Source organism: Stenotrophomonas sp. CASM106, from assembly GCF_049384825.1.
Taxonomy (GTDB): domain Bacteria; phylum Pseudomonadota; class Gammaproteobacteria; order Xanthomonadales; family Xanthomonadaceae; genus Stenotrophomonas; species Stenotrophomonas muris.
On record NZ_JBMRFS010000013.1, the window covers coordinates 1 to 23,139 of the forward strand.

Here is a 23,139-nt window from a genome sequence, read left to right on the forward strand (position 1 = left end):
AGAATCCGGCGTGGGGACCCAAGCTACTTCTCGGTCGCAAGACCTGGATCCACACGGTCGCCCACGCCGGGCTCTCGGCCCCCAAGGTGCCAGATCGGCAAGAGATAAGATCCACGCCATGCGTGGATGACTCATTCGACATCTGACAGATGTGCCGACCAAGGTCGACACCTACCAACAGCTGCCGGAGTCTGTCAAAGGTGGGGCGATGTGGGCAGGCAGGACCGTTGGCGCCATGGATGGCGCCATCGAGCCCCCATGGATGGGTTCACGGCGTGTCCTGCCTGCCCACATCGCCCCGCCATCCCACGGAATGCATGCTGTTGCCGTTGCTTAGGCCGTTGCCGTTGCCGTTGCCGTTGCGTCAGCAGGTGCAGGGCTGCAAGCCCTGCCGCAACGCCCTTACCGCACCTGCTCCTGCTTGCGCACGATCGCCATCGCGATCTCCAGCGACTGCTCGTAGTTCAAACGCGGGTCCACCGTCGAACGATACGCGCGTTCCAGGTCGCGCTCGGTCAGTTCGCGCGCGCCACCGGTGCATTCGGTCACGTCTTCGCCGGTCAGTTCCAGGTGCACACCGCCCAGTCGCGTGCCTGCGGCCGCATGCAGATCGAACGACATCTCCACTTCGCCACGCACGTTGTCGAAGCGGCGCGTCTTGAAGCCATTGGCGGTGCTTTCGGTGTTGCCATGCATCGCATCGCACACCCACAGCACGCGACGGCCATCGCGCTTGACCGCGTCCAGCAGCGGCGGCAGCTTATCGGCAATCTGCGCTGCCCCCATGCGGTGGATGAAGCTCAGTCGACCCGGCTCGTCATGCGGGTTGAGCACATCGATCAGGCGCAGCAGCTGGTCCGGCGTCACCGACGGGCCCACCTTGATCGCAATCGGATTGCGCACGCCACGCAGGTACTCCACGTGCGCGCCATCGAGCGCGGCCGTGCGCATGCCGATCCACGGGTAATGCGTGCTCAGGTTCAACCAGCCCTGCTGGCGCGGCACCTGCCGGGTCAGCGCCTGCTCGTAGGGCAGCAGCAGCGCTTCATGCGAGGTGTAGAAGTCGATGCGGTTGAGGTTGTGCACGCGGGCCCCGGCCAGGGTTTCCATGAAGTGCACCGCATCACCGATCGACGCCACCATCTTCTGGTACTCGGCGGCCAGCGGCGAATGCCGCACCCACTCCAGGTTCCAGTACTCCGGATGATGCAGGTCGGCGAAGCCGCCATCGATCAGCGCACGCACGAAGTTCATGGTCATCGCCGAATGCGCATGCGCCTGCAGCATCCGCTTCGGATCCGGCAGGCGCGCCGCCTCGGTGAACGCCGGCGCATTGATCACATCGCCGCGGTAGCTGGGCAGGGTCACGCCGTCGCGGGTCTCGGTATCGGCCGAACGCGGCTTGGCGTACTGGCCGGCAAAGCGCCCGACGCGGATCACCGGCTGGCGAAGGCCATGCACCAGCACCAGGCTCATCTGCAGCAGCACTTTCAACCGGTTGGAAATCGTGCCCGATTCGCAGTCGCTGAAGTTCTCGGCGCAGTCGCCGCCCTGCAGCAGGAAACGCTTGCCTTCCTGGGCCTCGGCCAACTGCTGCTTCAGCGCCAGGATCTCCCACGAGGTGACCAGCGGCGGTAGCCGCTTCAGTTCGTGCAGGGCGGCGTCCAGCGCCACCGGGTCAGGGTAGGTCGGCATCTGCAGCGCGGTCTTGCCGCGCCAGCTCTCCGGCGACCAGGCAGCGCCAGCGGCGGTCGCGGCAGGATCGAGGACGGGCGGAACGGCGGACAGGCTCATTGCAGACTTCCGGGGAGGGGGGCGGTCATGGTCGCAGAGCCAGCCGCTGGCGCAAAGGGCTGGGCACGCCCTGCACATGACTGAACGCCGGGGAAAGGGCATCGCGATCGGCCAGAAACCGCATGGCCACGGCCGCCCGGACAGGCGCATGATTCGCCACGCACTGTTACGAAGTAACACTTCGTCCCCGTCGGCCCCTTCCACAGCCTATCTGCCATGAAGCCCTCCCTGCTCGCTACCGGCATTACCTTCGCCCTGACCCTGGCCAGTCTGCCCACCCTCGCTATGGCCGCCGATGCCGCCGCTCCCGTGAAGGACCTCGACACGGTCACTGTCAGCGCCCAGCTCGATCAGGCCCGCAATGCGCTGTCGCCGGACATCGGCAGCAGCCAGTACCAGATCACCGCCGAGGACATCCAGAAGCAGCCGCTGGGTGCCTCCGCGCCGCTCAGCCAGGTGCTGCTGCAGGCTCCGGGCGTGGTCCAGGATTCCTACGGTGGCGTGCACGTGCGCGGCGACCACGCGAACCTGCAGTACCGCATCAACGGCGTACTGCTGCCCGAATCGATCTCCGGCTTCGGCCAGACCCTGGATGCCCGCACCATCAAGAGCATCCGCCTGATGGACGGGGCGCTGCCGGCGCAGTTCGGCGAGCGCACCGCTGCGGTGGTCGACATCACCACCCGCAGCAGCGCCGAGCTCGGCAATGGCGGCAGCGCCGGTCTGACCGCAGGCTCGTTCGGCAAGATCAATCCGAATGCCTCGTGGTGGGGCAATCAAGGGCGCTGGAGCTGGTTCCTGACCGGCAACTACGACCAGAACGAGGTCGGCCTGGAGAACCCGACCCGCTCGCGCAAGCCGCTGCACGACGACACGCACCAGGGCAAAGCCTTCGCCGACCTGACCTACCTGGTCAACGAGAACACCCGCCTGAGCGTGTTCGCCGGCTTTGCCAACAATCGCTTCCAGATCCTGGTCAATCCCGGGCAGACCCCGCAGTTCGGTTACCTGGACACGACCACCTTCGACTCCAGCCAGCTGGATGAAACCCAGCGCGAGACCACCCGCTTCGGCATGCTGGTGCTGCAGGGCACGCTGGGCGGCACCGCCTACCAGCTGTCCGCCGGGCAGCGCTACAGCGACGTGGCGTTCAACCCGGATGTCATCGGCGATCTGGTATTCAGTGGCGTCGCCTCGCAGGTCCAGCGCAGCAACCGCGCCAACACGCTGCAGGCCGACTTCTCCACCCCGCTGGGCAACGACCACACGCTGCGCTACGGCCTGTACGGCAACTACGAGAATGCGCGCGCCAGCAACAACAGCTGGGTGTTCCCGGTCGATGGCGCCGGCCAGCAATCCAGCACCGCGCCACTGCTGATTCCAGACCGCAGCGCCTTCCACGCCAGTACGCTGGCGGTGTACGTGCAGGATGAGTGGAAGATCGGCGACGACTGGACAGTGAACTACGGCCTGCGTGGTGATCGCTACAAGGCCTTCGGCCGCACCGAGGGCCAGCTCAGCCCCCGCCTGGGCGCGGTCTGGAATGCCAGCGACAGCACCACCGTGCATGCCGGCTATTCGCGTTACTTCACGCCACCGGCCAGTGAGCTGATCGCCAGCAGCGATATCGCCCTGTACGACGGCACCACCAACCAGCAGCCGGGCGGCGGCAACAACATTCCGCTGGCCGAACGCAGCGACTACTACGACATCGGCGTCTCGCAGCAGCTGGGTGAACACCTGACCCTGGGCCTGGACGCCTACGACCGCCGCGTCGCGCGCCTGCAGGACGAAGGCCAGTTCGGCGCCGCCTACATCTACTCGACGTTCAACTACCGCCGCGGCCATATCCGTGGGCTGGAGTTCAGTGCCGACTACAGCAACGGTCCGTTCAGCGCTTACTTCAACGCGGCGTACAACAAGGCCATCGGCACCCAGGTCATCACCAGCCAGTACAACCTCGATCCGGACGCGCTGGCCTATGTGGCCGACCACTGGATCCACCTGGACCACGACCAGAAGCTGACGTCGTCGGGGGGCTTCAGCTACGCCTTCGCCGGGCACAACCGGGTCGGTGCCAACTACGTGTTCGGCAGCGGCCTGCGTTCGGATATCGAGGGCGTGCCCAACGGCGGCGAGCTGCCGTCCTACCTGCAGGTGAACCTCAGCGCCGGGCATGATTTCAATGCCGACAGCGGCCATCCGCTGCACGTGCAGCTGGCCGTGATCAACGCATTGGATCGCAGCTACCAGCTGCGCGATGGCGGCGGTGTCGGCGTGTTCGCCCCGCAATGGGGACCGCGCCGCGGCGCCTACCTGAGCCTGCAGCAGGACTTCTGAGGAGACAGGGGTCGGATCCCTTTCCGCAGGAAAGGGCTCTGACCCCGCACCGGGAACGGAGTCAGAGCCCTTTGCGATGCAAAGGGATCCGACCCCATCCTGCTTCAGCGCTTGACCTTGCGCAGCGACACCACCAGTGCCCACAGCGCCAGCAGCACGAACCACACGCCCGACCACATCGGCATGGTCAGGCCCAGGAACGTCCAGTCGATGTTGCCGCAGTTGCCGGTACCGGTCAGCACCGTGCGGAACACTTCCAGCGGCCCCATGGTCTCGCGCAGGAAGCTCAGCGGCGGGCCACAGGTCGCGCCCATCTCCGGCGGCAGCATCTGCACGTAGACGTGGCGCGCAGCGATGCCCACGCCGACGGCCGCCGCGATGAAGGCGAGCACGCCGTAGGTGGCGCGCCCGGGACGGTTGGACGGCCCGTGCAGCGCACCGATCAGGAACAACAGGCCCAGCGCGGCAAAAGCCAGGCGCTGGAAGATGCACAGCGGGCACGGCTCCAGGCCCATCTTCAGCTGCAGGAAGATCGCGTAGCCGAGCAGGCCCGCGCAGATCAGGAAGCCCAGGAAGAACTGGGCGCGGAAGGGCCAGCGCAGTGGATTCATCGTCAACGCTCGAATGGATCAAGGCGCCAAGCGTAACCGAGAGTGCGTGCCATTCGAACCGCCACAGGTGACGCCTGTCGGAACGATGCGGGTCGGATCCCTTTGCGAATGCAAAGGGATCTGACCTGCGGTGCTGCCTGCTTGGGGTCAGAGCCCTTCCCTGCGGAAAGGGATCCGACCCCTGGAAACGCAAAAGCCCGGCAGGCGCCGGGCTTTCGCTGTGTCGCGTTGGAGCGCTCCGATTACTCGGCCACTTCCTCGGCCACGACCGGACGGTCAACCAGCTCGACGTAGGCCATCGGTGCGTTGTCGCCGGCGCGGAAACCGCACTTCAGCAGGCGCAGGTAGCCGCCCGGACGGTTCGCGTAGCGCGGGCCCAGGATGGTGAACAGGTTGCCCACGGCTTCGTTGTCGCGCAGGCGGGCGAAGGCCAGACGGCGGTTGGCGACCGAGTCGACCTTGGCCAGGGTGATCAGCGGCTCGGCAACGCGGCGCAGTTCCTTGGCCTTCGGCAGGGTGGTCTTGATCAGCTCGTGCTTGAACAGCGAGGCGGCCATGTTCTTGAACATCGCTTCGCGGTGGGCGCTGGTGCGGCTGAACTTACGGCCAGACTTCTGGTGACGCATGGTGATATTCCTTGGTTAATGATGCGGCTGTGTGGATCGTTGTCGCCATCCTGGCGTTACTGCGCGGACTGCGGTTGGTCCTGGCCGCCCGTCCTGGACGACCTGCCCGCGAACCTGTGGTTCGTCGTGGCATGGTGTGTTGCGTTGAAGGCTCCACCGCAAGCGGTGGAGCCTCCAGGCATTACCGATATCAGCCCAGCATGCCGTGGCTGGCGACGCCGGCCGGCGGCCAGTTCTCCAGCTTCATGCCGAGGGACAGGCCGCGCTGAGCCAGCACTTCCTTGATCTCGGTGAGCGACTTCTTGCCCAGGTTCGGGGTCTTCAGCAGCTCCACTTCGGTCTTCTGGATCAGATCGCCGATGTAGTAGATGCTTTCAGCCTTCAGGCAGTTGGCCGAACGCACGGTCAGCTCCAGATCGTCGATCGGGCGCAGCAGCACCGGATCCACGCCGTTGTTGGCCGGCTTGGCCGCACCGCGGTCGCGGTGGGTGAAGTCACCGAACACCGACAGCTGGTCGCTGAGGATGTCGGCGGCGGTGCGCACGGCTTCCTCGGCATCGATGGTGCCGTTGGTCTCGATATCGATGACCAGCTTGTCCAGGTCGGTACGCTGTTCGACACGCGCCGCTTCCACGGCGTAGGCGACACGGCGGACCGGCGAGAACGAGGCATCCAGGACCAGGCGGCCGATGGCACGGGTTTCTTCGTCCGGACGACGACGCGCGGCAGCCGGCTGGTAGCCGAAACCACGTTCGATCTTCAGACGCATGTTGATCGCCGTATCCTTGGTCAGGTGGCAGATCACATGGTCGCCGTTCAGGATCTCCACATTGTGGTCGACCTTGATGTCGGCAGCGGTGACAACGCCCGGGCCCTGCTTGGACAGGGACAGGGTGGCGCTGTCGCCGGAGTGCATACGGATGGCCACGTCCTTCAGGTTCAGCAGGACTTCGAGCACGTCCTCCTGCAGACCTTCGACCGTGGTGTACTCATGCAACACGCCGTCGATTTCGACTTCCGTGATGGCGAAGCCCGGGATGGACGACAGCAGCACGCGACGCAGGGCATTACCCAGCGTATGCCCGTAACCCCGCTCCAAAGGTTCGATAACGACCTTTGCACGGGTGTCGGTAAGGCGTTCGATCTGCGGACCGCGAGGACGCAGAACCTGGTTGGCGGTAACCGTCATGTTGCGGGTTCTCCTAGTGAACCCCCGGCCGTCGCCGGGGGCTCTCCAATGTGAATTACTTCGAATACAGCTCGACGATCAGCGCTTCGTTGATGTCCGCAGGCAGATCCGAACGATCCGGAACAGCCTTGAAGATGCCGGTGAACTTCCCGGAATCCACTTCAACCCACGACGGGCTCAGGTCATGCTGGGCGGCGACGGTCAGGGCTTCCTGGACGCGCAGCTGCTTGGCAGCCTTTTCAGACAGGGCGATGGCGTCGCCAGCCTTGACCTGGTACGAAGCCAGGTTGACCGACTTGCCATTCACGGTGACGCCGCGGTGCGACACCAGCTGACGGGCAGCCGGACGGGTCACGGCGAAGCCCATGCGGTAGACGACGTTGTCCAGGCGGGTTTCCAGCAGCTGCAGCAGGTTCTCGCCGGTGTTGCCCTTCTTGGTCGAGGCCTTCTTGTAGTAGTTGCGGAACTGACGCTCCAGCAGGCCGTAGATACGCTTGACCTTCTGCTTTTCACGCAGCTGGGTGGCGTAGTCGGACAGCTTGCCCTTGCGGGCAGTGGCGCCGTGCTGGCCGGGCTTCTGCTCCAGCTTGCACTTCGAGTCCAGCGCACGCGCCGGGCTCTTCAGGGACAGGTCGGCGCCTTCGCGGCGGGCGAGCTTACAGGTAGGACCGATATAACGAGCCATTTCTTATCGCTCCCTTTAGACGCGACGCTTCTTCGGCGGACGGCACCCGTTGTGCGGGATAGGCGTCACGTCGATGATGTTGGTGATCTTGTAGCCGACGTTGTTCAACGAACGCACGGCCGACTCACGGCCCGGACCCGGGCCCTTGATGCGGACTTCCAGCGACTTCACGCCGTAGTCCAGCGCAGCACGACCGGCCTTTTCAGCAGCCACCTGGGCAGCGAACGGGGTCGACTTGCGCGAACCGCGGAAGCCAGCGCCACCGGAGGTCGCCCACGACAGAGCATTGCCCTGGCGGTCGGTGATGGTGACGATGGTGTTGTTGAACGAAGCGTGGACGTGGGCAACGCCGTCGGTGACGACGCGCTTGATCTTCTTCTTGGTCTTAGCAGCGGGCTTAGCCATTTCTCAGTCCCTTACTTCTTGATCGCCTTGCGCGGACCCTTGCGGGTGCGGGCGTTGGTACGGGTGCGCTGGCCACGCAGCGGGAGGCCACGACGGTGACGCAGGCCGCGGTAGCAGCCCAGGTCCATCAGGCGCTTGATCGCGATACCGATTTCACGGCGCAGATCGCCTTCCACGATGTACTTGCCGACTTCGGCGCGCAGGCGCTCGATTTCCGGCTCCGACAGATCGCGGATCTTGGTGGTCGAAGCAACGCCTGCGACTTCGCAGACCTTCTTCGAACGGGTACGGCCGATGCCGTAAATGCTTTGCAACCCGACCCAGACATGCTTCTGGGCTGGCAGGTTGACGCCTGCAATACGCGCCATGACGCGGTTCTCCAGCTGAGTGATGGCCGACAGCGCGCCTCGGGCACGCCAATCCGGCAGGATGGATCAAAAAAGTGAACTAGCGATACTAACAAGGTTCCGGTTTACATGGAAGCCCGTGAAACCATTGGTTTCATGAACCCGGCCTGGGGAGTGTGCCCAGGCTCCGGCGCCGGATGGGGTTGGACCTGGGGTTTCCCCCGGGGCCGCCCGCGCTACTCCAGCGCGGGACCACCTCATCACACCCCCACCCGGAACCGCTGCGGGGGCCGCCCTTCGTTTGTGTGGCCGGAGTCCGCGAAGCGGAGGGACCATCACGTCAGGAAGACGAAAGTATAACAGGCCTATCAGCCGCGGGCAAAACCGCCGCGGTTGCCACCCTTCAGGTTGGCCTTCTTCAGCAGGCTCTCGTACTGGTGGGACATCAGGTGCGCCTGCACCTGGGCGATGAAGTCCATCACCACCACCACCACGATCAGCAGCGAAGTACCACCGAAGTAGAACGAGGCGTTCAGCTGCGTGCGCATCAGTTCCGGCAGCAGGCAGACGATCACCAGGTACGCCGAGCCGGCCGCGGTCAGGCGGGTCAGCACGCCGTCGATGTAGTCGGCGGTCGCCTTGCCCGGACGGATGCCCGGAATCAGCGCACCGGACTTCTTCAGGTTGTCGGCGGTTTCCTGCGAGTTGAACACCAGCGCGGTATAGAAGAACGCGAAACCGGTGATCAGCGCAGCGAACACGATCATGTGCAGCGGCTCGCCCGGGCCCAGGGCGTTGGCGACCTTCTGCAGGACCTGGCCGAAGCTGCTCTGGTTGGCGGCCTGGCCGGACCACATGGCCAGGGTGGCCGGGAAGGCCAGCAGGCTCGAGGCGAAGATCGCCGGGATGACGCCGGCCATGTTGAGCTTCAGCGGCAGGAACGAGGTCTGGTTCATGTACGCGTTGCGACCACCCTGGCGGCGCGCGTAATTGACCGTGATCCGGCGCTGGCCACGCTCGACGAACACCACGAAGAAGGTGAAGGCGAGCACGACGATGGCGATCAGCAGCAGCTGGATGAACTGGATGTTGCCGTCGCGGTAGGCGTCGAAGGTGTGGATGACCGCACCCGGCAGGCCCGCCACGATACCGGCGAAGATGATCAGCGACACGCCGTTGCCGATGCCGCGCTCGGTGACCTGCTCACCGACCCACATCAGGAACATGGTGCCGGCGGTCAGTGCGACCACGGCAGTGAGCACGAAGCCCATGCCCGGCGCATACACGACCGGAGCGCCCGACGGCGAGACCTGGCCCTGCAGGGCCAGCGCGATCGAGCCGCCCTGCACCACTGCCAGCAGCACGGCGCCGATGCGCGAATACTGGGTGATCTTGCGGCGGCCGGACTCACCTTCCTTCTGCATCGCCTTCAGGGCGGGGAAGATGTGCACGGCCAGCTGCATCACGATCGATGCCGAGATGTACGGCATCACGTTCAGCGCGAAGATGCTGAAACGGTGCAGGGCGCCGCCCGAGAACATGTTGAACATGTCCACGATGCCGCCGCCCTGCTGTTGCATCATGGCAAGCATGGCATCGGGATTGACGCCCGGCACCGGCACGTAGCAGCCGATGCGATAGACGATCAAAGCCCCGACGACGAACAGCAAACGTTGGCGAAGTTCAGTGAACTTGCCCATTCCGCCCGCGAGGTTACCGATGCCAGCTTGCGCCATGATTTTCTTACTCCGTTACGCTGCCGCCGGCAGCTTCGATTGCAGCCTTGGCACCCGCCGTGGCAGCAATACCCTTCAGGGTGAACGCCTTGGTCACTTCGCCCTTGACGACGACCTTGGCCTTCTTTGCGGTGCTCGGGACCAGCTTGGCAGCACGCAGGGCGGCGAAATCGATCTCACCGGCCGGCAGCTTGTCCAGCGCGTACAGCAGCACTTCAGCGGTGTCCTTGGCGATCGGCGAACGGAAGCCGATCTTCGGCAGACGGCGCTGCATGGGGGTCTGGCCGCCTTCGAAGCCAGCCTTGATCTTGCCGCCACCCTTACGGGCGAACGAACCCTTGTGGCCGCGGCCGGCAGTCTTGCCCAGGCCCGAGCCGATACCGCGGCCGACGCGGGTGCGCTCGGTGCGGGCGCCCGGTGCCGGGCTCAGTTCATTGAGACGCAGAGTCATGGTCGATTACTCCTCAACCTGGACGAGGTACTGAACCTTGTTGATCAGGCCGCGTACCTGCGGGCTGTCCTTCAGTTCACGCACATCGTTGAGCTTGTTCAGGCCCAGGGCACGCACCGACAGGCGGTGACGCGACTGGGTACCACGCAGGCCACGCACCAGGCGGACCTTCACAGTCTTGTTGGACTCATTAGCCATGGTTGAGTTCCTCCACCTTCTTGCCGCGCTTGGCCGCGATGCGAGCCGGCGACTGCGCAGCAGACAGGCCCTTCACGGTGGCACGCACCAGGTTGATCGGGTTACGCGAACCGGTGGCCTTGGCCAGCACGTTCTTCACGCCAACGGCTTCCAGCACGGCGCGCATGGCACCGCCGGCGATCACGCCGGTACCTTCCGAAGCCGGCTGCATGAACACGCGGGCTGCGCCGTGACCATCCTTGATGGTGTGCCACAGGGTGCCGTTGTTCAGGTCAACGCTGACCAGGTTCTTGCGGGCCTGTTCCATCGACTTCTGGATGGCGACCGGCACTTCGCGGGCCTTGCCATAACCGAAACCGACCTTGCCTTCGCCGTCGCCGACAACGGTCAGGGCGGTGAAGGTGAACTGGCGGCCACCCTTGACGGTCTTGCTGACGCGGTTGACCGCGACCAGCTTTTCGATCATGCCGTCGTCGATCTTCTCTTCGCGGTTACGGTCGCGATCGCGACCCCGCTGCTGACGCTCTTCTGCCATGTTGATTCCTTGGTTGTTTGGGTATGTACGGCTCGAGGCCGCTTATGGTTGTGGAGTGACGCGTTGTTCCGGTGGGCCACTGCAGAAGAGCGGCGCCGTCCAGCCTCGCTCAGGCTGGCGAGCAGGCAGGCAGGAGGCCATCGGCCCCCTGCCCTTGTCCCTTAGAACTGCAGGCCGGCTTCGCGGGCCGCTTCTGCCAGGGCCTTGATGCGGCCGTGGTAGCGGTAGCCCGAACGATCGAAGGCAACCTTCTCGACGCCGGCGGCCTTGGCGCGCTCGGCGACGATGCGGCCAACCTTGGCAGCGGCATCGGCGTTCTTGCCGTTCTTCAGGCCTTCCTTGACGTCGGTCTGGGTGGTGTTGGCGGCAGCCAGCACCTTCGAACCGTCAGCGGTGAAGACCTGGGCGTACAGGTGCTGGCCGGTGCGCAGCACCGACAGGCGGGCGACGCCGAGCTCACGGATGTGGGCGCGGGTCGACTTGGCGCGACGCAGGCGGGCGATGTTCTTGTTCATTTTGATTATTCCTTGAAAGCTGAAGGATGGGCTTCTCCCTGAGGAGTCCGCACATGGATGTGCGGGCTCTTGCGAGGGAATCGCACTTACGCCTTCTTGGCTTCCTTACGGATGATGACTTCGTCGGAGTACTTCACGCCCTTGCCCTTGTACGGCTCCGGCTTGCGGAACGCACGGATCTTGGCGGCGACTTCACCGACGACCTGCTTGTCAGCGCCCTGGACCAGGATCTCGGTCTGGGTCGGGGTGGTGATGGTGATGCCTTCCGGCGCCACGAACACGACCGGGTGCGAGAAGCCCAGCGACAGGCTCAGGTCCTTGCCCTGCATGGCAGCGCGGTAACCCACGCCAACCAGCTCCAGCTTGCGCTCGAAGCCTTCGGACACGCCCTTGACCATGTTGGACAGGATCGCACGCACGGTGCCGGTCAGTGCGACCAGCTCGGCGTTCTCGGTGCTCAGGGTGGCAACGCCATTGTCGACGTTGATGGCAATGCCGGCCGGCTTGGCCAGCGACAGGGTGCCCTTCGGGCCCTTGGCGGTGACGCTGTCCGACTGGACGTTCAGTTCAACCTTACCCAGGGTGATCGGCTTCTTGGCTACGCGGGACATAGTTCTACTCCTTTCGCCTTAGGCCACGAAGCACAGGACTTCGCCGCCGACGCCCAGCTGGCGCGCCTGCGCATCAGTCATGATGCCCTTGGAGGTGGAAATGATGGAGATACCCAGGCCATTCATGACCTTCGGCAGCTCGCTCTTGCCGCGGTACTGGCGCAGGCCCGAACGCGAGAAGCGCTTCAGGGTCGCGATGACCGGCTTGCCTTCGAAATACTTCAGCACGATTTCCAGCTCGGACTTGTTGTTTTCCAGCTGGGTCACGCGCAGGTCGGTGATGTAACCCTCGTCCTTCAGGACCTGGGCGATCGCAACCTTGATCTTGGACGACGGGGCTTTCACCGTCTGCTTGCCAACTGCGGCCGCATTCTTGATGCGGACCAGCAGGTCGGCGATGGGATCAGTCATGCTCATATGAGTACCTTTGAGTGCACCGATATCCGCTTTCGCGAAAATCTGTTGTCTCCTGGAAACGGGCCAGGTCCCTTGATGCAGCGGGCCGGGGCCCACTCCTACAACCCCGTCTGCACAGGGCAAGACGCGGGAGTATACGCCAAAAGAGCCCGACTTGCGTCGGGCTCTTCGGGTTTTTTCGCAGAAAGGAAGCTGAACAGCCCCCTCCCCCGGTTCAGCACCCCCGCAAGGGGGCGCTGAGCGCAGGGCCGGCTGGGATTACCAGCTGGCCTTGCGCAGGCCCGGGACGTCGCCACGCATGGTGGCTTCGCGCAGCTTGTTGCGGCCGAGGCCGAACTTGCTGTACACGCCACGCGGACGACCCGACAGCTCGCAACGGTTGCGCTGACGGCTCGGCGACGAATCGCGCGGCAGCTTGGCCAGCTTGGTTGCGGCGTCGATCTTCTCTTCGTAGGTCGCGTCCACGGAGGACACGATCTTCTTCAGAGCCGCACGCTTCTCAGCGTACTTCTTGGCCAGCTTTTCCCGCTTGATGTCGCGGTTGACCATGGAGGTCTTTGCCATTTCGGTTTCCTCGACAGATCAGTTACGGAACGGGAACTTGAACGCTGCCAGCAGCGCCTTCGCTTCCGCGTCGGTCTTCGCAGTGGTGGTGATGGCGATATCCATACCGCGGATCGCGTCGACGGCGTCGAAGTCGATTTCCGGGAAGATGATCTGTTCCTTCACACCCATGTTGAAGTTGCCGCGGCCGTCGAAGGAACGACCGGAAACACCACGGAAGTCGCGCACGCGCGGCAGCGAGATGTTGATCAGGCGGTCCAGGAACTCGTACATCTTGTGGCGACGCAGCGTGGTCTTGCAGCCGATCGGCCAACCATCACGGATCTTGAACGACGCAACCGAGATACGCGACTTGGTGACAACCGGCTTCTGGCCGGAAATCTTGGTCATGTCCGCGACGGCGTTTTCCAGGATCTTCTTGTTGGTGGCAGCCTCGCCGACACCCATGTTCAGGGTGACCTTGACGAGCTTCGGTACTTCCATCGGATTGGTGTAGCCGAACTGCTTCATCAGCGCCGGCACCACTTCTTCCTTGTAGATCTTTTCGAGACGGGAAGTCATCTTCACATTCCTCAGGCGTCGAGCGCCTCACCGCTGGAGCGGAACACACGCAGTTTGCGTCCATCCTCCAGCACCTTGAAGCCAACGCGTTCGCCCTTGCCCGAAGCCGGGTTCAGCACGTTCACGTTGGAGATATGGATCGAAGCTTCGCGCTCGACCACGCCGCCGGCAACACCTGCCTGCGGGTTCGGCTTGGTGTGGCGCTTGACGATGTTCACGTTGGCGACGACCACACGGTCGCCGTCGACGCGGACGACTTCGCCCTGCTTGCCCTTGTCCTTGCCAGCGTTGACGACAACCTGGTCGCCCTTCTTGATACGGTTAGCCATGATTATCTCCTGTCGCTCACAGCACTTCGGGAGCGAGCGAGACGATCTTCATGAACTTCTCCGAACGAAGTTCACGGGTCACCGGCCCGAAGATACGGGTACCGATCGGCTCCTGCTTGTTGTTCAGCAGGACGGCAGCGTTGCCGTCGAAGCGGATCAGCGAACCGTCGGCGCGACGCACACCCTTGCGGGTACGCACCACGACGGCGTCATACACTTCACCCTTCTTGACCTTGCCGCGCGGAATCGCATCCTTCACGGTGACCTTGATGATGTCGCCGATGCCGGCGTAACGGCGCTTGGAACCACCCAGCACCTTGAAGCACATCACCTGCTTGGCACCCGAATTGTCCGCGACGTCAAGGTAGCTCTGCATCTGGATCATGATTCAGACTCCTTATTCAGCCGCACGCGTGATGACTTCCACCACGCGCCAGTTCTTGGTCTTGGACATCGGAGCAATCTCGGTCACGCGGACGACATCGCCTTCCTTGCAGGCGTTGTCGGCATCGTGGGCGTGCAGCTTGGTCGAGCGCTTGATGTACTTGCCGTACAGCGCGTGCTTGACCTGACGCTCAACCAGGACGGTAACCGTCTTGTCCATCTTGTTGCTGACGACACGGCCTTCGACCGTGCGCAGCGTCTTCTTTTCAGTATTGTCGCTCATAGCGGCCATCCTTACTTCGTGCTGCCGAGCAGGGTCTTGACGCGAGCAATCTCGCGACGGACCCGGCGAATGTCGTGGGTCTTCGGCAGCTGGCCGGTGACCTGCTGCATACGGACAGAGAACTGTTCCTTACGCAGGTCGATCAGGTGGGCCTTGAGTTCGTCAGCCGACTTTTCACGGAGAGTTTTGATATCCATCAGCGCACCGTACGGGTCACGAAAGTGGTGGTGACCGAGAGCTTGGCGGCGGCCAGGCGGAACGCCTCGCGAGCCACTTCCTCGGAAACACCCTCGATTTCATAGATCATGCGGCCGGGCTGGATCTGGGCCACCCAGTATTCCACGTTACCCTTACCCGAACCCATTCGAACTTCGATGGGCTTCTTGGTGATGGGCTTGTCGGGGAACACGCGGATCCACATCTTGCCGCCGCGCTTGACGTAGCGGCTGATCGAGCGGCGGGCCGCTTCGATCTGACGCGCGGTCAGCTGACCGTGTGCGGTTGCCTTCAGGCCGTATTCGCCGAAGCTGACAGCGTTGGCGCTCCAGCTCAGGCCATCGTTACGGCCCTTGTGTACCTTGCGGTACTTGGTTCGCTTGGGTTGCAACATTGTCGTTACCTCGCTTCACGGGCCGGGCGCTGACGGTCACCACGGTCGCCGCGATCGTGACGATCGTTGCGCGACGGGGTGTCGTCCTGCTTTTCCTGGCCAACCTGGGAGAAATCGAAGACCTCGCCCTTGTAGATCCAGACCTTGATGCCGATGATGCCGTAGGTCGTCTTGGCTTCAGCGAAGCCATAGTCGATGTCGGCACGCAGGGTGTGCAGCGGCACGCGGCCTTCGCGGTACCACTCCGAACGGGCGATTTCAGCACCGTTGAGGCGGCCACCAACGTTGACCTTGATGCCCAGGGCACCCAGGCGCATCGCGTTGCCGACCGAGCGCTTCATTGCACGGCGGAACATGATGCGACGCTCCAGCTGCTGGGCGATCGACTCGGCAACGAGCTGCGCGTCCAGTTCCGGCTTGCGCACTTCGGTGACGTTGATGTGCGCCGGGACGCCCATCATCTCGCTCACTTCCTTGCGCAGCTTCTCGATGTCCTCACCGCGCTTGCCGATCACCACGCCCGGACGGGCGGTGTGGATCGTCACGCGAGCGGTCTTGGCCGGACGCTCGATCAGGATCTTGCTGATGCCGGCCTGGGCCAGCTTCTTGCGCAGCATTTCGCGCACTTTCAGGTCGGCTGCCAGGTAACCGGCGAACTCGGCCTTGTTGGCGTACCACTTGGAGTTCCAGTCCTTGGAAATGCCGAGGCGGATACCAATCGGATGAACTTTATGACCCATGGTCTTTTCCTTATCCGCTTACTTGGCGGCGCCCACAACCACAGTGATGTGGCTGGTGCGCTTGAGGATGCGGGTACCGCGGCCTTTCGCCCGCGCCATGAAACGCTTCAGGGTCGGACCTTCATCAACCATGATGGTCTGAACCTTCAGCTCGTCGACGTCGGCGCCCTGGTTGTTCTCGGCGTTGGCAATTGCCGACTCCACCACCTTCTTGATCAGGTGGGCAGCCTTCTTGTCCGAGAACTTCAGCAGGTTGACCGCACGTTCGGCCGGCAGACCGCGCACCTGGTCAGCGACCAGACGAGCCTTCTGCGGGGAGATGCGCGCAGTGCGCAGGATGGCTTTCGCTTCCATTGTCATCTCTCCTTACTTGCCCGACTTCTTGTCACCACCGTGACCCTTGAAGGTCCGGGTGATGGCAAATTCGCCGAGCTTGTGGCCGACCATGTTCTCGTTGACGAGAACCGGGATGTGGTTCTTGCCGTTATGCACGGCAATGGTGATGCCTACCATGTCAGGCAGGATCATCGAACGGCGCGACCAGGTCTTGATCGGCTTCTTGCTGCCCGCAGCGGCCTCCACCTTCTTGACGAGGTGGTGATCGACGAACGGGCCCTTCTTGAGTGAACGTGCCATGGTCGATTAGCCCCTACGATCGCGGACGATGAACTGCTGAGTGCGCTTGTTATGGCGCGTCTTGTAACCCTTGGTCGGAACACCCCACGGGGTGACCGGATGCGGGTTACCCTGGCCGGCCTTGGCCTCACCACCACCGTGCGGGTGGTCAACCGGGTTCATGGCAGCACCACGAACGGTCGGGCGGACGCCGCGCCAACGCTTGGCACCGGCCTTGCCCAGCTTTTCCAGGCTGTGCTCGTCGTTGCCGACTTCGCCGATGGTGGCGCAGCACTCGACCGGAACCTTGCGCATTTCACCCGAGCGCAGGCGCAGGGTGGCGTAGATGCCTTCGCGAGCCACCAGCTGCACGGCCGCACCAGCGGCGCGAGCGATCTGAGCGCCCTTGCCCGGCTTCAGCTCGATGCAGTGGATGGTGGTGCCGACCGGGATGTTGCGCAGCGGCAGGGTGTTGCCGGCCTTGATCGGGGCGTCCGAACCAGCGATCACCTGATCACCGGCCTTCAGGCCCTTCGGGGCGATGATGTAGCGACGCTCACCATCGACGTAGCACAGCAGGGCGATGTGGGCGGTGCGGTTCGGATCGTATTCGATGCGTTCCACGCGCGCCGGGATGCCCAGCTTGTTGCGCTTGAAGTCGATGATGCGGTAGTGCTGCTTGGCACCACCACCGACGTGACGCACGGTGATGCGGCCGTGGTGGTTGCGGCCACCCGAGCGGCTCTGCGACTCGACCAGTGCGGCGTGCGGAGCACCCTTGTGCAGGTCGGGCGTAACCACGCGCACGGCCGAACGGCGGCCGGGGGAAGTGGGCTTGAATTTCATCAATGGCATGGGATGTACCTCAGGCCTTGGCCGTTACATCGATCGACTGGCCGTCGGCCAGGCGAACGTACGCCTTGCGCCAATCGCCGCGGCGGCCAGCACGGTTACGGAAGGACTTGTTCTTGCCCTTGACGTTGACCACGTTGACGGCTTCGACCTTGACGTCGAACAGCTGCTCAACCGCGGCCTTTACATCGGCCTTGGTGGCTTCGTTCGAAACTTCGAAGACATACTGGTTGGAGAGTTCCTGCAGGCGCGCGGTCTTTTCGGAGACACGCGGGGCACGCAGCACGCTGAAGATTTTTTCGTTGCTGTTCATGCCAGCCACTCCTCGACCTTCTTGACCGCGTCAGCGGTGATGACGACCGTGTCGGCACCCACCAGCGAGACCGGATCCAGACCCTGGACGTCACGCACCTGCACGTACGGCAGATTGCGGGCGGACAGGTACAGGTGCTCGGACGCTTCTTCGGTGACGATCAGCGGGCGCTTGCCCACTTCCAGGCCGGCCAGCTTGGCGATCAGACCCTTCGTGTTGGTCACTTCGACATCGAAGGACTCCACGATGGTCAGACGGCCCTGACGGTTCAGCTCGGACAGGATCGCGCACATGGCGGCACGGTACTGCTTACGATTGACCTTCTGCTCGAAGCTGCGCGGCTTGGCCGCGAAGGTGACACCGCCGCCGACGAAGATCGGAGCCGTCAGTGCGCCATGACGCGCGCCGCCGCCCTTCTGCTTCTTCGACTTCTTGGTGGTACCAGCCACTTCGGAGCGAGTCTTCTGTGCCTTGGTGCCGGCGCGACCGGCGTTGCGGTAGGCAACGACGACCTGGTGGACCAGATCTTCGCTGAAATCGCGACCGAACACGGCGTCGGAGACCGAGACCTTGTTGTTGCTACCCGTGATAACGAGTTCCATCGTCATCTCTCCTTATGCCTTGCTCGCCGGACGGACGATCACATCGCCACCCGCCGCGCCCGGAACGGCGCCGCGAACGGCGATCAGACCGCGCTCGACGTCGACCTTGACCACTTCCAGGTTCTGGGTGCTCTGCTGCACCGCGCCCATGTGGCCCGACATCTTCTTGCCCGGGAAAACGCGACCCGGGGTCTGGCGCTGACCCAGCGAACCCGGCGCGCGATGCGACAGCGAGTTACCGTGGGTTGCATCGCCCATACGGAAGTTGTGGCGCTTGATGGTGCCCTGGAAGCCCTTACCCTTGGTGACACCCTGGACGTCGACGATCTGGCCGACTTCGAAGATGTCCGCCTTGACTTCGCCGCCAACGGCGAAATCGCCGAGCTGCGCGTCTTCAACGCGGAATTCCCACAGGCCACGACCCGCTTCCACCTTCGCCTTGGCGAAGTGGCCGGCTTCCGGCTTGTTGACCAGGGCAGCGCGACGCGCGCCGACGGTCACCTGCACGGCGCTGTAGCCGTCGGTTTCGACGGTCTTGATCTGCGCGATGCGGTTCGGGGTTGCTTCGATCAGGGTCACCGGAATGGAACGGCCATCTTCGGTGAACACGCGGCTCATGCCGGCCTTGCGGCCCACGAAGCCCAACGAATACTTCTTCGTCATGGTCGTAGTCCTCAGGTCAGCTTGATCTGAACGTCGACGCCGGCAGCCAGTTCGAGCTTCATCAGCGCGTCCACGGTCTTGTCATTCGGGTCAACGATATCGAGCACGCGCTTGTGCGTGCGGGTCTCGTACTGGTCACGCGCGTCCTTGTCGACGTGCGGGGAGACGAGAACGGTGTAACGCTCGATCTTGGTCGGCAGCGGGATCGGGCCACGCACTTGCGCGCCGGTCCGCTTTGCCGTTTCAACGATCTCGCTGGCCGAACGGTCGATCAGACGATGATCGAACGCTTTCAGCCGGATCCGGATCTTTTGGTCCGCCATGGCGGTAGGTTCCTTCGTTAAAAGAGCGACAGACAAAGCCTCTGGGTTGCTTTGCCCCATGAAATTCCTGAATACGGACGGCCCGCAGTCCTGCAGGCCGACAAGGTCACTCCATGGACCTCAAAAACGTAGGCAGACCAGTTTCCCGGCCTGCCCAGACGTAGAAGCATAATGGCACGCAAGGCAGCTGTCAACAGTCGCCTGTTGACGCCGCCTGAATGGCATTGACCCTTCCTGGTCCGGGGAACACAAGGCACATCCTGTGCCTGCTTTCCCATTTGATACGCCCCGATGCCCTACCCAGGCAACATCGGGGCGCAGATACTACCAGATTACTCGATGATCTTCGAGACCACGCCGGCGCCGACGGTACGGCCGCCTTCGCGGATGGCGAAGCGCAGGCCTTCGTCCATTGCCACCGGGTTGATCAGGGTGACGACCATCTTGACGTTGTCACCCGGCATCACCATTTCGACGCCTTCCGGCAGCGCAGCTGCGCCGGTGATGTCGGTGGTGCGGAAGTAGAACTGCGGACGGTAGCCGTTGAAGAACGGGGTGTGGCGGCCGCCTTCGTCCTTCGACAGGACGTACACTTCGCCTTCGAACTTGGTGTGCGGCTTGATCGTGCCCGGCTTGGCCAGCACCTGGCCACGCTCGACGTCGTCACGCTTGGTGCCGCGCAGCAGCAGGCCAGCGTTGTCGCCTGCCTGACCCTGGTCCAGCAGCTTGCGGAACATTTCAACGCCGGTCACGGTGGTCTTCTGCACCGGACGGATGCCGACGATTTCGATTTCGTCGCCAACCTTGATCACGCCGCGCTCGATACGACCGGTCACCACGGTGCCGCGGCCCGAGATCGAGAACACGTCTTCCACCGGCATCAGGAACGGCTTGTCGATCGCACGCTCCGGCTCCGGAATCCAGCTGTCCAGCGCGTCGACCAGCTTCAGGATGGCCGGCACGCCGATGTCGCTCTGGTCGCCTTCCAGCGCCAGGCGGGCCGAACCGGCGATGATCGGGGTGTCGTCGCCCGGGAACTCGTACTTGCTCAGCAGTTCGCGCACTTCCATCTCGACCAGCTCGAGCAGCTCGGCGTCGTCGACCATGTCGGCCTTGTTCAGGAACACGACGATGTACGGCACGCCGACCTGGCGCGACAGCAGGATGTGCTCACGGGTCTGCGGCATCGGGCCGTCAGCGGCCGAGCACACCAGGATCGCGCCGTCCATCTGGGCGGCACCGGTGATCATGTTCTTGACGTAGTCAGCGTGGCCCGGGCAGTCAACGTGGGCGTAGTGACGGATCGGGGATTCGTATTCGACGTGCGCGGTCGAGATCGTGATACCACGAGCCTTTTCTTCCGGCGCGGCGTCGATCGAGGAGTAATCCTTGAACTCGCCACCGAAGCGCTCGGCACCGATCTTGGTCAGTGCGGCGGTCAGCGTGGTCTTGCCGTGATCGACGTGACCGATGGTGCCGACGTTGACGTGCGGCTTGGTGCGCTCGAACTTACCCTTTGCCATTGTTCTATACCTTGATTGTTCGTAAGTGGTTTCAAGAGAGGCTGAGCGAGGCTCAGCCCTTCTTCATGACGGCTTCGGCGATGTTGGTCGGAGCCGGCTCGTAGTGATCGAATTCCATGGTGAAGGTGGCGCGGCCCTGGGTCTGCGAACGCAGCGCAGTGGCGTAGCCGAACATTTCACCCAGCGGGATCATCGCGTTGATGATGCTGGCCGAACCGTCACCGGTGGTGTCGGAACCCTGCAGCACGCCGCGACGACGGCTGACGTCGCCCATCACGTCACCCTGGTAATCCTCCGGGGTCACGATCTCGACCTTCATGATCGGCTCCAGCAGCACCGGCTTGGCCTTGGCGAAGCCCTGCTTGAAGGCCATCGACGAAGCCAGCTTGAACGCCATTTCCGAGGAGTCGACGTCGTGGTACGAACCGAACACCAGCTTCACCTTGACGTCCACGACCGGGAAGCCAGCCAGCGGACCGCTGGTGATGGTTTCGCGCAGGCCCTTTTCAACCGACGGAATGAATTCCTTCGGGATCACGCCGCCGGTGATGTCGTTGATGAACAGGAAGTCGTCCTTGATGGCCGGAGCCAGCTTCGGATCGGCACGGTCTTCAGCGGTGATCGGCGACAGCTCGATCACGACGTGACCGTACTGACCCTTACCACCGGACTGCTTGGCGTGCTTGTAGTCCGACTTGACGTCGGCCAGGGTGATGGTTTCGCGGTAGGCCACCTGCGGCGCGCCGACGTTGGCTTCAACGTTGAACTCGCGCTTCAGGCGGTCGACGATGATGTCCAGGTGCAGCTCGCCCATGCCCGAGATGATGGTCTGGCCGGACTCTTCGTCGGTCTTGACGCGGAACGACGGATCTTCCTGCGCCAGACGGCCCAGGGCCAGACCCATCTTTTCCTGGTCCGACTTGGTCTTCGGCTCGACGGCCATCGAGATCACCGGCTCCGGGAACGTCATGCGCTCCAGGATGATCGGCGCGTCCACGGCGCACAGGGTGTCACCGGTGGTGGTGTCCTTCAGGCCCACGGCAGCAGCGATGTCACCAGCCAGAACTTCCTTGATTTCCTCGCGATTGTTCGAGTGCATCTGCAGGATGCGACCGATGCGCTCCTTCTTGCCCTTCACCGAGTTCAGCACGGTGTCGCCACCGTTCAGGGTGCCCGAGTAGACGCGGAAGAAGGTCAGCGCGCCGACGAACGGGTCGGTGATGATCTTGAAGGCCAGCGACGAGAACGGAGCCTTGTCGTCCGACTTGCGGGTCATCTCGACGGTGTCGTCGTCAACGTCCACGCCCTTCACGTCCGGCACGTCGACCGGCGACGGCAGCAGCTGGATCACGCCGTCCAGCATGGCCTGCACGCCCTTGTTCTTGAAGGCCGAGCCGCAGTACATCGGCACGATCTCGGTGGCCAGGGTGCGGGTACGCAGCGCGTTGATGATTTCAGCCTCGGCCAGCTCTTCGCCGCCCAGGTACTTTTCCATCAGCTCTTCGCTGGCTTCGGCAGCGGTCTCGACCATGAACTGGCGAGCCTCTTCGGCAGCCGCCTGCAGATCGGCCGGGATGTCGCTGTATTCGAACTTCATGCCCTGCGAAGCCTCATCCCAATGGATGGCCTTCATCTTCAGCAGGTCGACAACGCCCTTGAAATTGTCTTCAGCGCCGATCGGCAGCTGCATCGGCACGGCGACCGCGCCCAGCTTGGCCTTCAGCTGGCCGACGACCTTCTGGAAGTTGGCACCGGTGCGGTCCATCTTGTTGACGAACGCGATGCGCGGCACGTGGTACTTGTTGGCCTGGCGCCACACGGTTTCCGACTGCGGCTGCACGCCACCGACGGCACACAGGACGAAGACGGCACCGTCGAGCACGCGCAGCGAGCGCTCCACTTCGATGGTGAAGTCGACGTGCCCGGGGGTGTCGATGATGTTGAAGCGGTGCTCCGGCAGGGACTTGTCCATGCCCTTCCAGAACGCGGTGGTGGCAGCGGACTGGATCGTGATGCCACGCTCCTGCTCCTGCTCCATCCAGTCCATGGTGGCGGCGCCGTCGTGCACTTCACCGATCTTGTGGCTCTTGCCGGTGTAGAACAGGATGCGCTCGGACGTGGTGGTCTTGCCGGCATCGATGTGAGCCATGATGCCGAAGTTACGGTAACGCTCGATGGGAGTGGAACGGGCCACGGGAGCCTCTCAGATTTCTTGGATTTCGGATGGCCGAACGCCGCCTTTCGGCGGCCTTCGGATTGGCGCAGCCCTTCTGGGACCGCGAGGCAGCACGCACCGAAGTGGTGCTGCCCTGCCTGT

General features: G+C 63.5%; 32 protein-coding genes. 1 reads left to right on the forward strand and 31 read right to left on the reverse strand.

Translation table 11 applies throughout. The features are described 5' to 3' along the window. Nucleotides 1–402: 402 nt before the first annotated feature. Nucleotides 403–1,794: a class II 3-deoxy-7-phosphoheptulonate synthase gene (locus tag VG556_RS20380; protein WP_014646058.1), complete on the reverse strand. Its 1,392-nt coding sequence runs from the start codon at nucleotides 1,792–1,794 to the stop codon at nucleotides 403–405. Nucleotides 1,795–2,010: 216 nt separating this feature from the next. Between VG556_RS20380 and VG556_RS20385 the strand changes: the two genes are divergently transcribed. Continuing rightward, complete coding sequence (locus tag VG556_RS20385) at nucleotides 2,011–4,134, forward strand: TonB-dependent receptor (RefSeq protein ID WP_100449373.1); 2,124 nt, start codon at nucleotides 2,011–2,013, stop codon at nucleotides 4,132–4,134. Nucleotides 4,135–4,238: 104 nt separating this feature from the next. On the opposite strand, the gene VG556_RS20390 is transcribed toward VG556_RS20385, so the two are convergent. The 30 genes from VG556_RS20390 to fusA all read right to left on the reverse strand — a co-directional run bounded on the left by VG556_RS20390 (nucleotide 4,239) and on the right by fusA (nucleotide 23,016). Continuing rightward, on the reverse strand, nucleotides 4,239–4,745 hold the full coding sequence (locus VG556_RS20390) for a disulfide bond formation protein B (protein WP_005415421.1): 507 nt from the start codon (nucleotides 4,743–4,745) through the stop codon (nucleotides 4,239–4,241). A gap of 242 nt (nucleotides 4,746–4,987) precedes the next feature. Then, entirely contained in the window at nucleotides 4,988–5,371 is a 384-nt protein-coding gene (gene rplQ / locus VG556_RS20395) for a 50S ribosomal protein L17 (RefSeq protein ID WP_005408217.1), read from the reverse strand. Between the two features lie 190 nt (nucleotides 5,372–5,561). Further along, entirely contained in the window at nucleotides 5,562–6,560 is a 999-nt protein-coding gene (locus VG556_RS20400) for a DNA-directed RNA polymerase subunit alpha (RefSeq protein WP_005408216.1), read from the reverse strand. Nucleotides 6,561–6,615: 55 nt separating this feature from the next. Further along, nucleotides 6,616–7,245 (reverse strand): 30S ribosomal protein S4, encoded by a 630-nt coding sequence (gene rpsD / locus VG556_RS20405; protein WP_004145446.1) that lies wholly within the window; start codon nucleotides 7,243–7,245, stop codon nucleotides 6,616–6,618. Nucleotides 7,246–7,260: 15 nt separating this feature from the next. Then, the gene (gene rpsK / locus VG556_RS20410) at nucleotides 7,261–7,650 is read right to left on the reverse strand and encodes a 30S ribosomal protein S11 (protein WP_004145443.1); all 390 of its coding nucleotides are present in this window, start codon (nucleotides 7,648–7,650) and stop codon (nucleotides 7,261–7,263) included. Between the two features lie 11 nt (nucleotides 7,651–7,661). After that, nucleotides 7,662–8,018, reverse strand: coding sequence for a 30S ribosomal protein S13 (rpsM, locus tag VG556_RS20415; protein WP_004154500.1), 357 nt, complete (start codon nucleotides 8,016–8,018; stop codon nucleotides 7,662–7,664). Between the two features lie 347 nt (nucleotides 8,019–8,365). Beyond that, a complete protein-coding gene (gene secY / locus VG556_RS20420) occupies nucleotides 8,366–9,733 on the reverse strand; it encodes a preprotein translocase subunit SecY (protein ID WP_005415420.1) in 1,368 nt (455 codons plus the stop codon). Between the two features lie 7 nt (nucleotides 9,734–9,740). Then, a complete protein-coding gene (gene rplO, locus VG556_RS20425; protein ID WP_004154498.1) occupies nucleotides 9,741–10,184 on the reverse strand; it encodes a 50S ribosomal protein L15 in 444 nt (147 codons plus the stop codon). 6 nt (nucleotides 10,185–10,190) lie between these two features. Continuing rightward, the gene (rpmD, locus tag VG556_RS20430; protein WP_005408214.1) at nucleotides 10,191–10,382 is read right to left on the reverse strand and encodes a 50S ribosomal protein L30; all 192 of its coding nucleotides are present in this window, start codon (nucleotides 10,380–10,382) and stop codon (nucleotides 10,191–10,193) included. Continuing rightward, the gene (gene rpsE / locus VG556_RS20435) at nucleotides 10,375–10,917 is read right to left on the reverse strand and encodes a 30S ribosomal protein S5 (RefSeq protein WP_005408213.1); all 543 of its coding nucleotides are present in this window, start codon (nucleotides 10,915–10,917) and stop codon (nucleotides 10,375–10,377) included. Before rpsE ends, rpmD begins: the two co-directional genes overlap by 8 nt. A 161-nt stretch (nucleotides 10,918–11,078) precedes the next feature. Beyond that, complete coding sequence (gene rplR / locus VG556_RS20440; protein WP_169411773.1) at nucleotides 11,079–11,438, reverse strand: 50S ribosomal protein L18; 360 nt, start codon at nucleotides 11,436–11,438, stop codon at nucleotides 11,079–11,081. An 80-nt stretch (nucleotides 11,439–11,518) separates the two neighbouring features. Then, on the reverse strand, nucleotides 11,519–12,043 hold the full coding sequence (gene rplF / locus VG556_RS20445; RefSeq protein WP_014646052.1) for a 50S ribosomal protein L6: 525 nt from the start codon (nucleotides 12,041–12,043) through the stop codon (nucleotides 11,519–11,521). A gap of 18 nt (nucleotides 12,044–12,061) precedes the next feature. Continuing rightward, entirely contained in the window at nucleotides 12,062–12,460 is a 399-nt protein-coding gene (rpsH, locus tag VG556_RS20450; RefSeq protein ID WP_005408210.1) for a 30S ribosomal protein S8, read from the reverse strand. A 258-nt stretch (nucleotides 12,461–12,718) separates the two neighbouring features. Beyond that, a complete protein-coding gene (gene rpsN / locus VG556_RS20455) occupies nucleotides 12,719–13,024 on the reverse strand; it encodes a 30S ribosomal protein S14 (protein WP_005408209.1) in 306 nt (101 codons plus the stop codon). Between the two features lie 18 nt (nucleotides 13,025–13,042). Continuing rightward, nucleotides 13,043–13,585: a 50S ribosomal protein L5 gene (rplE, locus tag VG556_RS20460; RefSeq protein ID WP_005415416.1), complete on the reverse strand. Its 543-nt coding sequence runs from the start codon at nucleotides 13,583–13,585 to the stop codon at nucleotides 13,043–13,045. Nucleotides 13,586–13,596: 11 nt separating this feature from the next. Further along, on the reverse strand, nucleotides 13,597–13,914 hold the full coding sequence (gene rplX, locus VG556_RS20465) for a 50S ribosomal protein L24 (protein WP_004154490.1): 318 nt from the start codon (nucleotides 13,912–13,914) through the stop codon (nucleotides 13,597–13,599). A 16-nt stretch (nucleotides 13,915–13,930) separates the two neighbouring features. After that, nucleotides 13,931–14,299 (reverse strand): 50S ribosomal protein L14, encoded by a 369-nt coding sequence (gene rplN, locus VG556_RS20470; RefSeq protein ID WP_010483978.1) that lies wholly within the window; start codon nucleotides 14,297–14,299, stop codon nucleotides 13,931–13,933. 12 nt (nucleotides 14,300–14,311) lie between these two features. After that, on the reverse strand, nucleotides 14,312–14,581 hold the full coding sequence (gene rpsQ / locus VG556_RS20475; protein ID WP_004154489.1) for a 30S ribosomal protein S17: 270 nt from the start codon (nucleotides 14,579–14,581) through the stop codon (nucleotides 14,312–14,314). Nucleotides 14,582–14,592: 11 nt separating this feature from the next. Beyond that, a complete protein-coding gene (gene rpmC, locus VG556_RS20480) occupies nucleotides 14,593–14,778 on the reverse strand; it encodes a 50S ribosomal protein L29 (RefSeq protein WP_004154487.1) in 186 nt (61 codons plus the stop codon). Beyond that, nucleotides 14,778–15,191 (reverse strand): 50S ribosomal protein L16, encoded by a 414-nt coding sequence (rplP, locus tag VG556_RS20485; protein ID WP_004154486.1) that lies wholly within the window; start codon nucleotides 15,189–15,191, stop codon nucleotides 14,778–14,780. Before rplP ends, rpmC begins: the two co-directional genes overlap by 1 nt. 5 nt (nucleotides 15,192–15,196) lie before the next feature. Beyond that, complete coding sequence (gene rpsC, locus VG556_RS20490) at nucleotides 15,197–15,931, reverse strand: 30S ribosomal protein S3 (protein ID WP_004145350.1); 735 nt, start codon at nucleotides 15,929–15,931, stop codon at nucleotides 15,197–15,199. An 18-nt stretch (nucleotides 15,932–15,949) separates the two neighbouring features. Next, a complete protein-coding gene (gene rplV / locus VG556_RS20495; RefSeq protein WP_004145348.1) occupies nucleotides 15,950–16,285 on the reverse strand; it encodes a 50S ribosomal protein L22 in 336 nt (111 codons plus the stop codon). Nucleotides 16,286–16,297: 12 nt separating this feature from the next. Further along, on the reverse strand, nucleotides 16,298–16,567 hold the full coding sequence (gene rpsS, locus VG556_RS20500; RefSeq protein WP_005415413.1) for a 30S ribosomal protein S19: 270 nt from the start codon (nucleotides 16,565–16,567) through the stop codon (nucleotides 16,298–16,300). Nucleotides 16,568–16,573: 6 nt separating this feature from the next. Continuing rightward, complete coding sequence (gene rplB / locus VG556_RS20505; protein WP_004145339.1) at nucleotides 16,574–17,401, reverse strand: 50S ribosomal protein L2; 828 nt, start codon at nucleotides 17,399–17,401, stop codon at nucleotides 16,574–16,576. Nucleotides 17,402–17,411: 10 nt separating this feature from the next. Next, nucleotides 17,412–17,711, reverse strand: coding sequence for a 50S ribosomal protein L23 (gene rplW / locus VG556_RS20510; RefSeq protein ID WP_004145338.1), 300 nt, complete (start codon nucleotides 17,709–17,711; stop codon nucleotides 17,412–17,414). Next, complete coding sequence (rplD, locus tag VG556_RS20515) at nucleotides 17,708–18,313, reverse strand: 50S ribosomal protein L4 (protein WP_004145337.1); 606 nt, start codon at nucleotides 18,311–18,313, stop codon at nucleotides 17,708–17,710. The genes rplW and rplD overlap by 4 nt, the downstream gene beginning before the upstream one ends. A 12-nt stretch (nucleotides 18,314–18,325) precedes the next feature. After that, a complete protein-coding gene (gene rplC / locus VG556_RS20520) occupies nucleotides 18,326–18,976 on the reverse strand; it encodes a 50S ribosomal protein L3 (protein WP_004145336.1) in 651 nt (216 codons plus the stop codon). 11 nt (nucleotides 18,977–18,987) lie between these two features. Further along, the gene (rpsJ, locus tag VG556_RS20525) at nucleotides 18,988–19,299 is read right to left on the reverse strand and encodes a 30S ribosomal protein S10 (RefSeq protein ID WP_005408208.1); all 312 of its coding nucleotides are present in this window, start codon (nucleotides 19,297–19,299) and stop codon (nucleotides 18,988–18,990) included. Nucleotides 19,300–19,631: 332 nt separating this feature from the next. Beyond that, the gene (tuf, locus tag VG556_RS20530; protein ID WP_014036096.1) at nucleotides 19,632–20,822 is read right to left on the reverse strand and encodes an elongation factor Tu; all 1,191 of its coding nucleotides are present in this window, start codon (nucleotides 20,820–20,822) and stop codon (nucleotides 19,632–19,634) included. A 52-nt stretch (nucleotides 20,823–20,874) separates the two neighbouring features. Then, a complete protein-coding gene (gene fusA, locus VG556_RS20535) occupies nucleotides 20,875–23,016 on the reverse strand; it encodes an elongation factor G (RefSeq protein WP_014646050.1) in 2,142 nt (713 codons plus the stop codon). Nucleotides 23,017–23,139 lie beyond the last annotated feature (123 nt).

Coding starts and splice junctions, on each gene's coding strand:
- VG556_RS20380 (WP_014646058.1), bottom strand. CDS start 1,794: ATGAGCCTGTCCGCCGTTCCGCCCGTCCTCGATCCTGCCGCGACCGCC.
- VG556_RS20385 (WP_100449373.1), top strand. CDS start 2,011: ATGAAGCCCTCCCTGCTCGCTACCGGCATTACCTTCGCCCTGACCCTG.
- VG556_RS20390 (WP_005415421.1), bottom strand. CDS start 4,745: ATGAATCCACTGCGCTGGCCCTTCCGCGCCCAGTTCTTCCTGGGCTTC.
- rplQ (WP_005408217.1), bottom strand. CDS start 5,371: ATGCGTCACCAGAAGTCTGGCCGTAAGTTCAGCCGCACCAGCGCCCAC.
- VG556_RS20400 (WP_005408216.1), bottom strand. CDS start 6,560: ATGACGGTTACCGCCAACCAGGTTCTGCGTCCTCGCGGTCCGCAGATC.
- rpsD (WP_004145446.1), bottom strand. CDS start 7,245: ATGGCTCGTTATATCGGTCCTACCTGTAAGCTCGCCCGCCGCGAAGGC.
- rpsK (WP_004145443.1), bottom strand. CDS start 7,650: ATGGCTAAGCCCGCTGCTAAGACCAAGAAGAAGATCAAGCGCGTCGTC.
- rpsM (WP_004154500.1), bottom strand. CDS start 8,018: ATGGCGCGTATTGCAGGCGTCAACCTGCCAGCCCAGAAGCATGTCTGG.
- secY (WP_005415420.1), bottom strand. CDS start 9,733: ATGGCGCAAGCTGGCATCGGTAACCTCGCGGGCGGAATGGGCAAGTTC.
- rplO (WP_004154498.1), bottom strand. CDS start 10,184: ATGACTCTGCGTCTCAATGAACTGAGCCCGGCACCGGGCGCCCGCACC.
- rpmD (WP_005408214.1), bottom strand. CDS start 10,382: ATGGCTAATGAGTCCAACAAGACTGTGAAGGTCCGCCTGGTGCGTGGC.
- rpsE (WP_005408213.1), bottom strand. CDS start 10,917: ATGGCAGAAGAGCGTCAGCAGCGGGGTCGCGATCGCGACCGTAACCGC.
- rplF (WP_014646052.1), bottom strand. CDS start 12,043: ATGTCCCGCGTAGCCAAGAAGCCGATCACCCTGGGTAAGGTTGAACTG.
- rpsH (WP_005408210.1), bottom strand. CDS start 12,460: ATGAGCATGACTGATCCCATCGCCGACCTGCTGGTCCGCATCAAGAAT.
- rpsN (WP_005408209.1), bottom strand. CDS start 13,024: ATGGCAAAGACCTCCATGGTCAACCGCGACATCAAGCGGGAAAAGCTG.
- rplE (WP_005415416.1), bottom strand. CDS start 13,585: ATGACTTCCCGTCTCGAAAAGATCTACAAGGAAGAAGTGGTGCCGGCG.
- rplX (WP_004154490.1), bottom strand. CDS start 13,914: ATGGCTAACCGTATCAAGAAGGGCGACCAGGTTGTCGTCAACGCTGGC.
- rplN (WP_010483978.1), bottom strand. CDS start 14,299: ATGATCCAGATGCAGAGCTACCTTGACGTCGCGGACAATTCGGGTGCC.
- rpsQ (WP_004154489.1), bottom strand. CDS start 14,581: ATGAGCGACAATACTGAAAAGAAGACGCTGCGCACGGTCGAAGGCCGT.
- rpmC (WP_004154487.1), bottom strand. CDS start 14,778: ATGGATATCAAAACTCTCCGTGAAAAGTCGGCTGACGAACTCAAGGCC.
- rplP (WP_004154486.1), bottom strand. CDS start 15,191: ATGTTGCAACCCAAGCGAACCAAGTACCGCAAGGTACACAAGGGCCGT.
- rpsC (WP_004145350.1), bottom strand. CDS start 15,931: ATGGGTCATAAAGTTCATCCGATTGGTATCCGCCTCGGCATTTCCAAG.
- rplV (WP_004145348.1), bottom strand. CDS start 16,285: ATGGAAGCGAAAGCCATCCTGCGCACTGCGCGCATCTCCCCGCAGAAG.
- rpsS (WP_005415413.1), bottom strand. CDS start 16,567: ATGGCACGTTCACTCAAGAAGGGCCCGTTCGTCGATCACCACCTCGTC.
- rplB (WP_004145339.1), bottom strand. CDS start 17,401: ATGCCATTGATGAAATTCAAGCCCACTTCCCCCGGCCGCCGTTCGGCC.
- rplW (WP_004145338.1), bottom strand. CDS start 17,711: ATGAACAGCAACGAAAAAATCTTCAGCGTGCTGCGTGCCCCGCGTGTC.
- rplD (WP_004145337.1), bottom strand. CDS start 18,313: ATGGAACTCGTTATCACGGGTAGCAACAACAAGGTCTCGGTCTCCGAC.
- rplC (WP_004145336.1), bottom strand. CDS start 18,976: ATGACGAAGAAGTATTCGTTGGGCTTCGTGGGCCGCAAGGCCGGCATG.
- rpsJ (WP_005408208.1), bottom strand. CDS start 19,299: ATGGCGGACCAAAAGATCCGGATCCGGCTGAAAGCGTTCGATCATCGT.
- tuf (WP_014036096.1), bottom strand. CDS start 20,822: ATGGCAAAGGGTAAGTTCGAGCGCACCAAGCCGCACGTCAACGTCGGC.